Origin of the sequence: Streptomyces niger (genome assembly GCF_000718305.1) — a bacterium.
GTDB classification, from domain to species: domain Bacteria; phylum Actinomycetota; class Actinomycetes; order Streptomycetales; family Streptomycetaceae; genus Streptomyces; species Streptomyces niger.
Window position 1 is genome coordinate 15,603 of sequence record NZ_JOFQ01000024.1, and the last position, 15,599, is coordinate 31,201.

Genomic DNA, 15,599 nt, shown 5'->3' on the forward strand with positions numbered 1-15,599 from the left:
CTTCCGTATCACCTTTGCCTCAGCCATCCTCGAATTGCACGGCCACCGTCAGGATTTACCGAACTCAACCACGAGCGCCGCGGTCTGGAAGCCATCCGCGAGCAGTTGCCCCGACGCCGCCCCCTGACGGCCTGGGGCCTGGTCGAAGTTCACCTTCACCGCGAACACCGGGCACGTCCGGGAGGTCGACCTCCACGTCATCGCGCCGGGCGGCGTCTGCATGATCGAGTTGAAGACCTGGCGCGACTCGCTCACCAGTGAGAACGGCTCCCGGATACAGACCACACCCAAGGGGCACCGGCGCCCGCACGGCAACCCGCTCCACCTGGTCAACAAGAAGGCCAAGGAGCTGGCGACCCTGCTCGGCCAGTACGGCAAGCGGGTGTGGGTCGGCGAAGCCGTGTGCTTCACCAACGACGGTTTACGCGTCCGGCTCCCGGCCCATGACCAGAATGGTGTCCACACCGTCGCCGAGCTGGTCGAGATGCTCAAGCGGCCACCGCGCGATGCGAGTCGGCGGATCGACGCGACCCGCTCCCGTGAGGTCGAGAGCGCCCTGGAGCGCATCGGCATCCGCCGCAGTGACGCGGAGTACAAGATCGGCCCCTATCAACTGGAGCGGCGGTCCTTCGACTCCGGGCCGGCCTGGGCCGACTACCTCGCCGCCCAAAGTGAGTTGCCCGAGGCCGCCCGTGTCCGCATCTACTTGCGCGAGCGCGGCTCGGACGCCTCCGTCCGGCAATCGGTGGAGAACGCCGCCCGGCGCGAAGCCGCGGTACTGCGCCGCTTCCGTCACCCCGGTGCCCTACAGGTCAAGCAGTACGACCCGTCGGGCCACTCCGCAGGTCCGGCACTGATCTTCGACTACCACCCGCACACCCTGCGCTTGGACGAGTACCTGCTCCAGTACGGGGAGAAGCTCGACGTCCTCGACCGCACTGCACTCGTGCGGCAGTTGGCCGAGACGATGCGGTCAGCGCACTCCAGCCGCATCCACCACCGGGCACTGGCTGCCCGTTCCGTCCACGCCATCCTTCGCAACAGGGGCCGCCGAGGCCGGGCCGTCGGCGAAGAAGCCGCAGGGCTGACCCCGCACTTGCAAATCTCCGACTGGCAGATCGCCACACAGCGCAGCAACACCGACAGCTCCTCGGAGGGCCTGGGCAGGTTCGCACCGACGGCGCTGTCCGCGATGCACCTGTCCGACGGCTCCGACCCGTATCTCGCCCCGAGCTCACCGCGCTCAACGCCGACCCGGTGTATCCGGACGTCTACGGCCTCGGCGTCCTCACCTATCTGCTGGTCGACGGACTGTCCGAGGACATCGACGAGCTGGTGCAGGCAGCCACCGCCTACCGCCCCGTGCAGCGGCTCGCCACCGTGGACGTCCGCCGCCTCGGTACGGGGGCGACCAGCCGGGCCTTCCTCCGCCCCTGCGTACGAGAGGGCTGCCAACCCCGGGGGGTATGTTGACACCCTGTTCCCCCCGCAGCGTCCATGTGCCCCGTCTCCCCCCATACCGGGTGTACGAGCCGTGCCGGCCGGATCGTAGGGGCGGACCGGCCCTGTCGGTCCTGGGCCGTTCGTGCCGCGGACGCGAAGGCCGTACGCCGGCCCTCGTCAGAAGGCGTACCGGACGCGCAGCCACGGCGCGTGCGTCGCGAGGAGCTGCTGGATCCGCCGCAGGGACTCCCGCTTGACGTCCTGGGCGTAGCGCACGTTGAGCGAGCCGTTCTGTGAGCGCTTGGTTTCCTGGGCCTCCGGCTGCCACAGCACCTCCTCGGCGCGGGGGTGCCAGCCCAGGTTGACCTCGTGCAGCGACTCGTTGTGCGTCAGCATGATGATCTCGGCTGCCGCCTGCTTCTTCACGCGGGCGGGCAGGACGTCGTCGAGGTGGGTGAGCAGCTCGGCCCAGTCCCGCTGCCATCCCGGGCGCAGCACGACGGGCGAAAGGTTGAAATGGACCTCGTATCCGGCGTCGAGGAAGTCGGCGGCGGCGGCGATCCGCTCGTCGACGGGGCTGGTGCGGATGTCCAGCAGCCGGGCATCGTCGCCCGGCATGACGGAGAAGCGCACGCGGGTACGCCCTTGCGGGTCCAGCGCGAGCAGATCGGGATTGACGAACTTGGTCGCGAAGGATGCCTTGGCCGTGGGCAGGCCACGGAACGCGGCGATGAGATCTGCCGTGTTGTCGCAGACCAGGGCGTCGACGGAGCAGTCACCGTTCTCGCCGATGTCATAGACCCATGCCTCGGGATCGCACTGGTTGGGTTCCGTCTTGGGACCTTGGGCCCGTACGTGACGCCGGACATGGGCCACGATCGCCTCGATGTTGGTGAACAGCGTGATGGGGTTGGCGAAGCCCTTGCGGCGGGGGACGTAGCAGTAGGCGCAGGCCATCGCGCAGCCGTTGGAGGGGCCCGGCGCGATCCAGTCGGCGGATCTGCCGTTGGGGCGCGTGGTGAGCTTGTGCTTGACGCCGAGGACGAGCGTCTCGGTCTTGATGCGGACCCACCGGCCGATGTTGCCGTCGTTGCCGTGCAGGGACGGAATCCGCCAGTGGCTGTCGACCTCGGTCACCCGCACCCCGGGCAGCCGGGCCATGATCTGCTGGCCGCGCGGGGAATCGAGGGCCGCCGGCTCGGCGTAGACCTCGCGTACGTCGAGCATCCGGCGCGCCTGCGGACTGTCCCGGAACGCCTGCCGCGGGGCCTGCTCGGGTGCGGTCTCCGCCCACCCGAAGAGCGCTTGCTGCTCAGGCTCTCCCGAGGCGGATTCTCCCGCCGGCTGGTCCACGGGCTGATCCTCTCCGTCCGTCCCCCGCCTGCAGGGGCTCAGCTCTCAGTCCCAGCGGTCGAGCCTCTGCAGGGCCTGTCATCCGAGCCCCGAGTCGTCCGAGCGCGGCGGTCCGACGGCGCACTGCCGGGAAGGGCCGCCCCGTCCTGCACAGATCAAAGCGCACGACGGCGCGGACGGCGCCCCGCACACGCCGACACGGAGCGACGTCCTGTTCAGGCGCCCTTTCAGGCGCCCTGCTTGCCCTCCGGCACCAGAATCGCCACGCACTCCACATGGTGCGTCATCGGGAAGGTATCTACCGGAACCGCATCCGGAAAACTGCAGGTCAGGTAGGGTTTCCCCTCTCCGCCTGGGAATGAGCGAAGGCCGCGAGCGTCATACGAGCGTCGGAATCACACGGACGACATGGCCAAACACCATCCGCAATCAGATCGGCAGGTCGTCGGGCAGCACCCGGAACGCCTTGTGCCGACCCAATGGGCGCACAGCCCGGAAATCGCGCCGGTCAAGTGTGAGCACTGCGTCGGTGTCGTACTCAGCAGCAATGGCCACATTCACCGCGTCCGCGAGGTCCAGGTCCAAGTCGCGATAGCGCGCGCGCACCGACTGGGCGACACCCAGATGATCTTCCGTGATTTCGGGCAGAACGACACGGCCTCGTCGCACCCAATGGCGGATGTCGTCAACCGCGCTGAGCGCCGCTTCACGGCCGAGCTCGCGCGTGGCGACGTGGTCGATCTCCGCGAGCAGCAGCGGGGACATCACCAGGAGCCCGGCAACCATGATGGCTTCGTTCGATGCCTGGTGCTCGGGGTGAGCGGAGTCGAGCGCCGCGAGCAGCCCGGAGGTATCCGCGATGACGACGATCACGCAGCAGTCCCGGTCTCGCGGCGCACGGCATCGGCGACGGCGTCACGCACGTCACGCTTACCGGGGGTGCGGCCCGCTCCCTGAAAGGTGCGGGAGAAGAGGGGCTCGTCCCATATGCGGTTGGCCATGGCCGCGAGGTGGATGCCCTGGCGGATGATCTCGGCCTCGCTGATGCCGCGCCGCTTGGCGGCCTCTTTGATGATCGCGAGGTCTTCCGGATCGGCGTAGACATTGGTGCGCTTCATCGACATGTACCAAGACTAGCGCATGTACCACAATGATGTATGCCTGCTGTGCCCGCGTGCTCCATGAGCGATGCGTCCCGACCAGGCGGCAGACAGTCGCATCCCGCCCGTGATGCAGGGGATCAAGTACCTGTCGTCCCGGTTCGCAGCCGACGACGGTCGCCACAAAGGAAACAGCCCGCAAGGCTCCCTGCTAAGGCGGGTCGCTCCCTGCCTGAATCACTCGTCGGTCACGTGGCGGGGCACCATCGTGGACACCGCTGACCGCCTCCAGAGGCGCGAGTTCGACACCCGTCACGTAGCCAAGGCCATTCGTCATACGCGGCCGCCTCCAGGTTCACACCCACGCTCCAACGCCCCTCCGCGCACCGAGCTTTCGCTACATGCCGCCAATCAACCTACATCCACCGATGTTTGCCTCTTGGATTGTCATGGGCATTCTGTATGGGTCTGATCGTCGGCGCAGGTGCGACGTTGGGGGGACGATGGCAAGAGGGGACGTCTGGGCAGGGAAGGGCACGCCTATATCGGTCTCAGACCTCGTCGCCCGGTTTGGCGAGGAGGTCAGGGCCAAGCTGCAAGGTCCCGCAGGGGCTGTCAGCAGCAGAGAAGACAGTCTCACCGCACCGGTGGAACAACTGCTGCGCGGCATGGCCTCGCGGCAACGCCTCAAGCTCATCGCCCACGGTCAGAGCCGTGTCAAGGAACTCGGGATCCGGCCCGACTTCGCCATCGCATGCGGCGGCAGGACCATTGGGCACGTCGAGCTGAAGCAGCCGGGCGCGGGGGTCGATCCGGAGAAGTGGTCAGTGAGGAGCCACGACCGGAAACAGTGGGAGAAGATCAAGGCCCTCCACAACGTGCTGTACACCGACGGATACCAGTGGGCGGTCTATCGTTTCGGCGTGCGAGTCGGTCCGACCGGAATTCTGGTCGGGGACCTTGAAACCGGTAACCGGCAACTCATCGCCCCGGACACCGGGTTCGAGCGCGTACTCACGCACTTCTTCCTGCCAGCGCCCATCCTCCACGGCAGCATCGACGAGTTGGTCAGGCGCATCGCGAAAATCTGCGCCCTGCTGCGCGACGAGGTCACCGAACGTCTCGCCCGAGAGGAGTACGGAGAGGCCGACGCGGCATTCTCGATCCTAGCTGGCAACTGGAAGGACCTACTTTTCCCCGACGCCCGCCCGGAGGAGTTCGCGGACCAGTACAGCCAGACACTGACCTTCGCCATTCTGCTGGCACGCCTTGAGCGCATCGATCTCGACCAGCTCTCCCTCCCCGAGGTCGCGATTCGATTAGGTAAACGGCACTCCCTGATGGGCAAGGCGCTGGCAGTGCTGACAGACGACGCCCTCGACGACCTGCGAGGGGTCATCGCCCCTCTGATCGACGTCATATCGGCCGTCGACCCCGAGATGTTCAAGGACGAGACAGGAGACGCCTACCTCCACCTGTACGAGGGCTTTCTGAGCGCCTACGACCCAGAGCTGCGACGGCGGACGGGGACGTACTACACACCCGGCGAGGTCGTCCGCTTCATGGTCGGGTTCACCGACGAGATACTGCGTGGCCGGCTCGGCCAAGCGGACGGGTACGGAAGCGAGGACGTCACCGTGGTCGACCCCGCCATGGGCACCGGGACCTTTCTCATCAACATCATCGACCACGTCGCTACGTCCCTGTCAATGAAGTACGGTGCGGAGCTCAAGTCCGGTCTTCTCAAGGACCTTTCGGGCCGACTGGTCGGGTTGGAGAAACAGACCGGGCCTTACGCGGTCGCCGAACTCCGTGTGCACCATGCCTTCCAGTCCCACGACGCCGATGTCACGCGCCGCCCGCCGAGGCTTCTGGTGGCCGACACACTCGACGATCCCGCCGTAGAGCACCACTTGGGCTTCATGTACGAGGCGATCGCCCGCCACCGTCGCATGGCGAACAGGATCAAGGCGGACGAGAAGGTCATGGTGGTGATCGGCAATCCGCCCTACCTTCGGAGTGCGAGGCAGTCGGGCGTCGGACGCTGGGTCACCGAGGGCAATCCGAACGACCAGGGACCGATCCTCGCCCGCTTCCACCCCGAGGACAACGGGCGCATCGGATACGCCCTCGACAACCTCTACGTCTACTTCTGGGCGTGGTCCACCTGGAAGGTCTTCGACCAGGTGACTACTTCAGGAACGCCCAAAGCCCCCAGCGGGATCGTCGCCCTCATCACCAACTCCGGATACCTGGACAGCGAGGGCGCGGCAGGTATGCGCCACTACCTGCGCGAGGCCGCCGACGAGGGCTGGATCATCGGCCTCTCCCCCGAAGGCCCCTACTCCGACACGCGGACCCGTGTCTTTCAAGGAGTCAAGCGCGAGGTCTGTATCGGCATCTTCGTCCGCCGGGGTGCGCCGGACACGAGGAACCCAGCCCGGGTGTGGCGACTCGACGCCCCCGCGGGCACACGCGAGGAGAAGTTCGACTGGCTGGAAGGGCTCGGCGTCGAGGGCCACTGGAACGGAACCCCATGGCAGCTCTGCCCCACACAATGGACCGCGCCTTTTCACGTCACGTCCGACTCCGAGTGGTCAGACATACCAACGGTGGACGCATTGCTTCCCTGGACGACCACAGGCAACACCAACAACCGTAGTTGGCCCGTCTCACCTAGCCGGGATGTTCTGGAAAGGCGCTGGCGCAGGCTCGTCCAGGCTCCAGCCGACGCCAAAGCTGCGCTGATGAAGAGCACCGGAGACCGCCGCCCGGACAAGTTGGAACCACCCCTGCCCGGCCAGCAGGAGACGGGCAGTCTCGCCGCAGAGAAAGAGACGGTTCCGGTCATCGTCCCGTACGGACGGATGACCTTCGACCGGCAGTACATCATCGCGGACCGGAGAGTAATCGACCGGCCCCGGCCGGCCCTGTGGTTCGCCCATAATGACCAGCGCCAGATCTACCTGTCCGAACTCCACACAGAATCAGGCCGCCCGGGACCAGCGGTGAGTTTCACGGCCCTTCTGCCCGACGTTCATCACTTCAAAGGCACCGAAGGCGGCCGCATCGCCCCCCTCTACCGCCATCCTCACCAAGCAGAACCGAACGTGACCCCCGGCCTGCTGCAGCTGCTTACCAGGGTGCACGGAGTCACGGTCACAGCCGAAGATCTCTTCGCGTACATCGCGGGAACAGCTGGCCACAGCGGCTACACCCAACGCTTCTCCGCGAACCTCGCCGAGCGCGGCGCCCGTATCCCCCTGACGCGCGACCCGGCCCTGTGGGCGGAGGCAGTGGAAGTGGGCAAGCGCACGGTGTGGATCCACACGTACGGCCAGCGCTTCGCCGCGCACCACCATGGCAGTGCGCCTGGATCGGCCCCGAGGCTTCCCTCCGAGGAACAACCGGAAGCCGTCGTCGCGATCGGAGAGGACGACGGGCTACCGGAGGACATCACCTACGACGCGCCCACGCGAACCCTCACGGTTGGCACCGGCTGCATACGTCCAGTGGCGCCGGAAGTCTGGGACTACCGGATCGGCGGGGTGCAGGTGATCCGTAAGTGGTTCAGCTTCCGCAAACGCAAACCGGATGTGGAGCGACAGACCCCGTTGAACGACATCCTGCCTCCGATCTGGACTCCTCGGTGGACCATCGACCTGCTGGACCTCATCAACGCGCTCGGGCTCCTCGTAGCCCTCGAACCCCGACAGGCCCGGCTCTTAAACGCCGTGAGCAGTGGCCCGCTCATCACCACCGACGACCTCCGGGGCTCGGGCATCCTGCCTGTGCCTGCCTACGCGACCAAGGAGCCGAAGCCGCCGCGGAAGTCCCGTCGCGCCCCTGGACCTGGTCAGGAGAGCCTCGACTTCCCGAACTGACACCCTGCGGGATCACATCGCCCTCGCGCGCACTCGTAGATGAAGCGCTTGCGACAGGTGTCCTCAGCGCGGCCCTGCACGCCCCCAAGCCTTCGATGCACGGCGAACTGCTCCTTGGCATACAGGAAGGCCCCTCCGCGATATACCAGCACGCTTCGGGTAGTGAAGCAGGAGGAGCCTGTACTCGTCGGTCCGGCTCGTGACCTGCGGAGGCGTCATGTCCATCGCCGACCACTCTCCTGGGTCCGCGGCCGCATCTGCAACCGGTGGAGTTGGCTCCACTCGACGCCAGCAGAGCCTCAGCGCCGGGTCGGACCCGCATTACTGATGTGACGGTACTTCAGGACGAGCGTCATACACGCGTCAACAGCCCGAGGCGCAGGGGCACGGCTTTCACCGCAGTCGCTCCACTCGCCTGAATCCGCAGATCAGACGGCCTTTGCAAACGATCTTCACCGTTCACCTGTTGGGCGGGTGGAAACAGGTCGAGTAGCCGACGAACACCGCGAAAACGCAGGTCAGGCACCCTTCCCCGCCGGTACCAGCACCGCCACGCACTCCACATGGTGCGTCATCGGGAAGAGGTCGAAGGCCTGGAGGCGCTTGGGGACGTAGCCGGCGGCGGCGAAGTAGGAGAGGTCGCGGGCGAGGGCGGCCGGGTCGCAGGCCACGTAGGCGATGCGGCGGGGGGTGAGGGAGGCGAGGTGTTCGACCGTCTTGCGGCCGGCGCCGGCGCGGGGCGGGTCGAGGACGACGAGGTCGACGTCCTCGATGCCGGTGCGGGGGAGGATCTGGTCGACCTTGCCGTGTTCGATGCGGACGCGGTCGGCGTCGGCGAGGTTGTGGCGGGCGTCCTCCACCGCGCGCTTGCCGGACTCGATGCCGAGGACGGCGCCCTTGTCGCCGACGCGGTCGGCGAGGGCACCGGCGAAGAGGCCGACGCCGCAGTAGAGGTCCAGGGCCATGTCGCCCTTCTTGGGCATCAGGCCGCGCATGACCGCTTCGACGAGGAGGTCGGCGGCCTGGGGGTGGACCTGCCAGAAGCCGCCGTTGCCGACGCGCCAGGTGCGGTCGGCGGCGCGTTCGCGGACGAAGGGGCGGCCGTGTACGCGGTGCACGCCCTTGTCCTTCTCGCCGATGCGGAGGACCGAGACGGGCTTGTCGAGTTCGACGATGGGGAGGCGGCCGCCGGGGCGGGGGGTCAGAACGACCTGGCGGTCGTTGGAGCCGGTGGCGGCGATGGCCTCGACGGTGGCGATCTGGGGCCAGGAGCGGTTTTCGATGCCCAGTTCGGAGACGCCCGGGGCCGCGATCATGCAGTGGGAGATCGGCTGGACCTCGTGCGAGCGGTGCTTGCGGAGGCCTACGCGGCCCTCGGCGTCGATGGCGTACTGGACGCGGGTGCGCCAGGCGGGGACCTCGCCGGCGGGGACCTTGTCGCCGGGGGCCGGTACGACCGTGCCGTCCCAGCCGGCCTCCTCGGGGGTGAGGCCCGCGAGGCGCTGGAGCTGCTCGGCGATGACCTCGCCCTTGAGGCGGCGCTGGGCGCCCGGCTTGGCGTGCTGCCAGTCGCAGCCGCCGCAGCGGCCGGGGCCGGAGAAGGGGCAGGGGGCCTCGACCCGGTCCTTGGAGGGGGAGAGGATCTCGACGGCGTCAGCGCGCAGGAAGCGGGCGCCCTCGTCACCGTCGGTGACTCGGGCGATGACGCGCTCGCCGGGGAGGGCGTGGCGTACGAAGAGGACCTGGCCCTCGGCCGTACGGGCGATGCAGTGGCCGCCGTGCGCGACGGGGCCGACCTCGACCTCGTACTCCTCGCCGACCAGCGACTTCTTCGGTTCTGTCTGCATGGCGGGCGAGCTCCAAAAAACGTGGGTGGTACGGCGGGACAACAGCCTTCTAGTCTACGTCCCGCCGTACCTTCCCCATGACCATCGGGGCCCACCGGGGAGCGTGCTCCCCGGTTCCCTTCCTACTTCTTCGTCGCCGCCTTCTCCTTCTTCGGCTGGGCGACCGGGCCGCGGCGGACCGAGCCGGGCGCGTTCCACTCGGCGTGCTTGCGGGCGCGGACCTTGGCGGCCTCGGAGGAGTCCAGCTGCCAGGGGACGGAGGTGACCATCACACCCGGGGTGAAGAGGAGCCGGCCCTTCAGGCGCAGCGCCGACTGGTTGTGCAGCAGGTGCTCGTACCAGTGGCCGACGACGTACTCGGGGATGAAGACCGAGACCACGTCGCGCGGGCTCTCCTTGCGCAGCGACTTCACGTACTCGATGAAGGGGCGGGTGATCTCCCGGTAGGGGGAGGCCAGGACCTTCAGCGGTACCTCGATGCCGCGGCTCTCCCACTCGGCGCGCAGCGCCTTGGTGTCGGCCGGGTCGACGTCCACGCTGACCGCTTCGAGGGAGTCGGAGCGCATCAGCTTGGCGTAGTTCAGGGCCCGCAGGGTCGGCTTGTGGACCTTGGAGACCAGGACGATGGAGTGCACGCGGGAGGGGCGGGCGATCTCGTCGTCGGGCGAGTCCGCCGCGGCGATCTCGTCGGCCACCCGGTCGTAGTGCTTCCGGATCGCGGTCATCGTGACGTAGAAGATGACCATGCCGAGCAGCGCGACCCAGGCGCCGTGGCTGAACTTGGTGACCAGCACGACGACCAGGACCAGGCCGGTGAAGGTGGCGCCGAAGGCGTTGATCGCGCGGGAGCGGTGCATCCGGCGCCGCTTGGCCTGGTCCTTCTCGGTGGTCAGATGGCGGTTCCAGTGCCGGACCATGCCGATCTGGCTGAGCGTGAAGGAGACGAAGACGCCGACGATGTAGAGCTGGATCAGCCGGGTGGAGTCGGCGCCGTAGATGTAGACGAGTATCGCGGCGGCGCCGGCGAGCAGCACGATGCCGTTGGAGAAGGCGAGCCGGTCGCCGCGGGTGTGCAGCTGACGCGGCAGGTAGCGGTCCTGCGCGAGGATCGAGCCGAGCAGCGGGAAGCCGTTGTAGGCGGTGTTCGCGGCGAGGAAGAGGACCAGTGCCGTGGCGGCGGCCAGGATGACGAAGGGCAGCGTGCCGTCGCCGAAGACGGCGGCCGCGACCTGCGAGATCACCGGGTTCTGGGTGTAGCCGGAGCCGACCGGGTGGCCGTTGTGCAGCAGGTCGGTGGCCGGCTTCTCGGCCATCTTCACGCCGGTGGTCATGGCCAGGACGATGATGCCGCAGAACATGGTGACGGCCAGGCCGCCCATGAGCGCCAGCGTCGTGGCGGCGTTCTTCGACTTGGGCTTGCGGAAGGCGGGCACGCCGTTGGAGATCGCCTCGACGCCGGTGAGCGCCGCACAGCCGGAGGAGAACGCGCGCAGCAGGAGGAAGACCAGCGCGAAGCCCGCGAGGCCGCCCTGCTCGGCGTGGACGGTGTAGTCGGCGGTGGGGGCCTTCATGGCGTCGCCGAGGACCAGGCCGCGGAAGGCGCCCCAGAGGATCATGGCGAAGACGCCGAGGACGAAGACGTACGTCGGGATGGCGAAGAGCTTGCCGGACTCGCGCACGCCGCGCAGGTTCATCACGGTGAGCAGGAGGATCATCGCGATGGCGCAGAACGTCTTGTGCTCGACCACGAAGGGGATCGCCGAGCCCAGGTTCTCCACCCCGGAGGAGATGGAGACGGCGACGGTGAGGACGTAGTCGACCAACAGCGCACTGGCCACGGTGAGGCCCGCCTTGGGCCCGAGGTTGGTGGTGGCCACCTCGTAGTCGCCGCCACCGCTCGGGTACGCGTGCACGTTCTGCCGGTACGAGGCCACCACCGTGAACATCAGCACCACGACGGCGAGCGCGATCCACGGGCTGAAGTGGTACGCGGACACGCCGGCCACGGACAGGACGAGCAGCACCTCCCCCGGCGCGTACGCCACGGAGGAGAGCGGGTCGGAGGCGAAGACGGGGAGTGCGATGCGCTTGGGGAGAAGCGTCTCTCCCAGCTTGTCGCTGCGCAGTGCGCGCCCGATCAAGATGCGTTTGGGCACGTCGGTCAGTTTGGACACGCAGAGGATGCTAAGCCTTCGTCAAGGCCGTCGCCCACCCGCCACCCGAGGGGGCGAGGCGGCTCTCGAAGCACGCCGCGCGACGGGACCGCGCCCCCTCGGAGGGCATCTCCGGGGCTACGGAATCCGTCGTGCCCATGGCTCGAACGGGCCGCGTACGCCCCCCTTCCGCATCCCCCGAAAGGCGGAACTGCCTGCCCCGAGCGGGGTGTCCACACCCTCACCCCCGTGGAGGGTGGAGACAACCGATCCGCCGCGGGCGGCCGGCGGGCGAGCAGACCCCTGACGCTGCGCCGCCCGCCGCGCACCCGCCGGTGCGCCCCGATGGTGGCATTCGCCACGGCCTCGGCACATTGCCGGTTCCCGGCAATCTTTACGCGATTTTGATGGCTCACCGACCCCCGCTTGCCCCACCGTCCGGTGGCTGCGGAGCCGGTGGGCAGGGGACGTCCGGAGGAGCTACAGCGGCCGGTCCGGCCAGCCCAGTACGCGCGCGCCCATCGCCGCCGTCTCCAGCGTGTAGCGCTGCAGCCCGTCGGCCGGGTCGTAGCCGGTCAGCTCCTTGATGCGGGCCAGCCGGTAGGAGAGGGTGCGCACGCTGACCTGGAGCCGGCGGGCCGCCTCGGCGTTGACGTACGCGGTGGCCGCGCAGGCCCAGATCGTCTCCAGCAGCGGCCGCGCGCCGCCGCGCCCCTGAGTCAGCGGCCCCAGCACGCTGCGCACCAGGTCGGCCATGGCGGCCCGGTCCCGCAGCAGGACGGGAAAGACCAGCAGGTCGGCCGCGTACAGCACGGGGTCGGTCAGCTCCAGCTGGGTCGCGAGCTCCAGTGCGCCCAGCGCCTCCTCGTACGAGGTGACCACGCCACCCGCACCGGCGTGCGGGCGGCCGACCGTGACCCGGTGCGCGGCGCGTCCGCCGGGGCCCGGGGTGCGGGCGTGCTGCGCGAAGGCGTCCAGGGCGCCGTCCCGGCCGCCCGGCGCCACGCACACCAGCCGCCCGGCCTTGGTGGCGATCAACACGTCGCGGTCCCCGAAACGGCTGAGCAGTTCGCGCTCCACGCGCCGGGCCACCGGATGCAGGTCGTCAAAGCGCTCCGGGCCCTCCGCGACGGCCACCGCGTGCTCCCCCGCCAGCCGCAGACCGAAGCGCTCGGCCCGCTCGGCGAGCCGGCCCAGGTCGCTGCGCCCGTAGAGCAGGTCGTCGACGAATTCGCGGCGCGCCGCCTCCTCCTGCCGGACCGCGAGCCGCTGGGCGCGCTCGTGTCCCTCGCCGAGCGCCGCGACCGCCGCCTCGACGGCCGCGAGCAGCGCGTCCCCGGTACGGGCCCGGTCGCCGGCGCTCGCGGCCCGCGCCACCCCGGGCAGCGAACCCCAGAGCCGACGGGTCTCCGCCAGGTAGCGGCCGATCAGCTCGCGCAGGCTCAGGCCCTCTTCGGCGGCCCGCTCGCCCAGGTCGCGCAGGACGTCCAGCTCGTCGCGGCGGGGCAGCCGCCCGGTCCGCGAGACCTCGTCGAGGAGGTCGGCGTAGCCGCCGAGGTCCTGCGATTCCGCTGCGCCGCGCTCCACTTGTCGTGCTCCCTGCCACCGCTCTGCCCGGCTCCTGCAAGCCGGTTCCGGGGCCTTGATCGCCGGCCTTGATTGCCGACTCCCGGACATCGGGACGGTATCAATCCTGCCGGGACCCGGCAGATCCGTCCTGTCCGACCCCGGCAAGGCGGGGCCGGCGGCCCAGCAGCTCCCCCAGTCCCTCCCGGGTGGCGGCGATGACCACCCGGTCCTCGGGCCGCAGGACGTAGTCGGGCGGCAGGTCGCGGACGAGGCGCGCCGGCTCCCAGCGTTGCCCGTGCGCCGCCATGGTCTCCGGATCCTCGGCCGGGTCGGGGGACGCGCCGCTGTTCACGGCCACCACCCGCAGCCGCCCCGCCCGGAACACGTCGGCGGGCTTCCGGCCCACCAGTTCGGTCTGATCGCGCACGTCCACGTGGGCGACGAGCAGCAGCCGGCGCTCGACGGGAATGGCGCCCAGTATCTGGCGGCCCATCATGGCGCCGGCGAAGGCGGGCGCCGCCAGGAAAGAGACGCTGCGGCTGCGGGTGACGGCGGTGGGATGGGCGGCGCGCAGCGTGCGGTAGACGGCGGTGGCGAACCGGTCGTCGAAGAGCCGCAGCGTCACGCGGAGCTGCGGCTTGACCGACCTGGCGTACAGCGACGCCTCCAGGTTGGTGCCGTCCTCGCTGGTCAGGGCGAGGAGCGTACGGGCGCGGGCGATGCCGGCCGCCTCCAGCACGCCGTCCTCGGTGGCGTCGCCGAGGACGGTCGGCACCCGGAGTCGACGGGCCAGCGGAATGCCGCGTGCGTCGGGGTCCTCCTCGACGCAGACCACCGGTACGCCCAGCTCGCGCAGCCGGGCCAGGACGCGGGTGCCGACCTTGCCGAGGCCGAGGAGGACGACGTGCCCGGAGAGGCCGCGCGGCGGGCGGCGCAGCGAGGACGCGTTGCGGAAGGTGCCGAGCGCTTCGAAGGCCGCGGCGACCAGGACCGGCAGCAGGAGCAGGCCGGTGAGCCCGGAGAGCAGCTGCAGCACCTTGCGGGCCATGCCGTCGTCGATCGCGGGGTCGTTGATCGCGAAGAGGTCCAGGAGGGAGAGGTAGACGGCGTGCATCGGTCGCTCCCCGGTGAGCAGCACGGAGAGCAGGGCCAGCGTCAGCACGGTGGCGACGATGCCGGCGACGGCCCAGCGCAGCCGAGGGGAGAACAGCGAGCTGAGGGGCGCGCCACGGCCGGTGAGGCGGCGGGCCGGCGGCCGCCGCCCGCGGTAGGAGACGGTCTCCAGCGCCACCGTGGCGCGGCCGGTGGCCGCCGCGGCCTCGGCGTCGTCGGGCAGCAGGGAGGGCCCGTCGTCGGCCGGGTGCCGGTGGCCGCGGCCGTGCCGGTGGCGGCCCGGCGGGGGCGGGGCCGGCGCGGGGTCACCCTCGTGGGCCGTCTCGTCCGAGGCGGCGGGCGAGAGGAGGGCCAGGGTGGCCAGGCTCTGGCCGGCGCGCGGCGGAGCGGGCGCGCCCGGGGTGTGCTCCACGGCCCGCAGCAGCAGCCCGTCGACCTCGATGACCTTGCTGGTGCCGGCCACCGCGGTGGCGGTGAGCGCGGGCGCGACGGTGTCGGCGTCGGAGAGGACGGTGGTGGACGCGTCTATGTCGGAGCTGTCGGACCAGACCACGGCGGCGGCCTGGTCCAGCAGCTCCTCCAGGTGCTGGCCGAGGCGGCGGTTGTAGAGGCGGATGACGAGCCGCAGGCGGGGATTCATGCGGCGGGCGCGCAGCGCGGCATGGATGTTGGTCTCGTCGTCGTCGTAGACGAGGGCCAGCGCGTCGGCCTCTTCCACGCCCGCCTCCGTGAGCGTCTCGTCGTCGGGCTCCGGCGCCCGCAGGACGCGTACGGAGTCCTCCGCCGCGTCCGACGGGGCGGCGTCGGACGCACGTCCGCCGTCGTCCGCGCGGCTGCCGTCCGCGGTGGTCGTCCGGCCGACCGCCGCGGTCACCCGGCCGAGGAGGGCGCTCGCCCGGCCGAGGCTGCCGCGCGCCGGCTCGGGGACGCGGGGGCCGCGCGGGTCGCGTACGGAGGGCACCACGAGGGTGACCCGCTCGCGGTAGACCTCGCGCAGCTCGACCGCGAGCCGGTGGGCCAGTGAGTCGTCGCCGCACACCACCATGTGCGGGGTGGGCGGATTCGGTAGGGGCTGCTGTGGCACAGGAGACGAAGAGGACACGTCGCCCAGCATGCCTGTTCGAAGATCATCCAGTC

At 69.7% G+C, this 15,599-nt stretch carries 8 protein-coding genes and 1 pseudogene; 2 read left to right on the forward strand and 7 right to left on the reverse strand.

Annotated elements, in window-relative coordinates; all coding sequences use genetic code 11:
• Positions 1 to 33: 33 nt before the first annotated feature.
• Positions 34 to 1,386 (forward strand): annotated as a pseudogene (locus IF20_RS31670) (NERD domain-containing protein); the annotation flags it as partial.
• A gap of 234 nt (positions 1,387 to 1,620) precedes the next feature.
• Here the strand turns inward: IF20_RS31670 and IF20_RS31675 are convergent.
• The 3 genes from IF20_RS31675 to IF20_RS31685 form a co-directional block, all read right to left on the reverse strand.
• Positions 1,621 to 2,796 (reverse strand): spore photoproduct lyase family protein, encoded by a 1,176-nt coding sequence (locus tag IF20_RS31675; RefSeq protein WP_052868844.1) that lies wholly within the window; start codon positions 2,794 to 2,796, stop codon positions 1,621 to 1,623.
• A 429-nt stretch (positions 2,797 to 3,225) separates the two neighbouring features.
• On the reverse strand, positions 3,226 to 3,669 hold the full coding sequence (locus tag IF20_RS31680; protein ID WP_052868845.1) for a PIN domain-containing protein: 444 nt from the start codon (positions 3,667 to 3,669) through the stop codon (positions 3,226 to 3,228).
• Entirely contained in the window at positions 3,666 to 3,920 is a 255-nt protein-coding gene (locus tag IF20_RS31685; RefSeq protein WP_052868846.1) for a ribbon-helix-helix domain-containing protein, read from the reverse strand. Before IF20_RS31685 ends, IF20_RS31680 begins: the two co-directional genes overlap by 4 nt.
• Before the next feature lie 623 nt (positions 3,921 to 4,543).
• Between IF20_RS31685 and IF20_RS31690 the strand changes: the two genes are divergently transcribed.
• Positions 4,544 to 7,780: a type ISP restriction/modification enzyme gene (locus tag IF20_RS31690; RefSeq protein WP_199896842.1), complete on the forward strand. Its 3,237-nt coding sequence runs from the start codon at positions 4,544 to 4,546 to the stop codon at positions 7,778 to 7,780.
• Between the two features lie 518 nt (positions 7,781 to 8,298).
• On the opposite strand, the gene IF20_RS31695 is transcribed toward IF20_RS31690, so the two are convergent.
• From IF20_RS31695 to IF20_RS31710, 4 genes are all read right to left on the reverse strand, one after another.
• Positions 8,299 to 9,627, reverse strand: a complete 1,329-nt coding sequence (locus IF20_RS31695; RefSeq protein WP_052868848.1) for a class I SAM-dependent RNA methyltransferase — start codon at positions 9,625 to 9,627, stop codon at positions 8,299 to 8,301.
• 122 nt (positions 9,628 to 9,749) lie between these two features.
• Complete coding sequence (locus IF20_RS31700; protein WP_052868849.1) at positions 9,750 to 11,801, reverse strand: APC family permease; 2,052 nt, start codon at positions 11,799 to 11,801, stop codon at positions 9,750 to 9,752.
• 459 nt (positions 11,802 to 12,260) lie between these two features.
• A complete protein-coding gene (locus IF20_RS31705) occupies positions 12,261 to 13,367 on the reverse strand; it encodes a PucR family transcriptional regulator (protein WP_052868850.1) in 1,107 nt (368 codons plus the stop codon).
• Positions 13,368 to 13,467: 100 nt separating this feature from the next.
• A complete protein-coding gene (locus tag IF20_RS31710; RefSeq protein ID WP_052868851.1) occupies positions 13,468 to 15,576 on the reverse strand; it encodes an NAD(P)-binding protein in 2,109 nt (702 codons plus the stop codon).
• Positions 15,577 to 15,599: the final 23 nt, after the last annotated feature.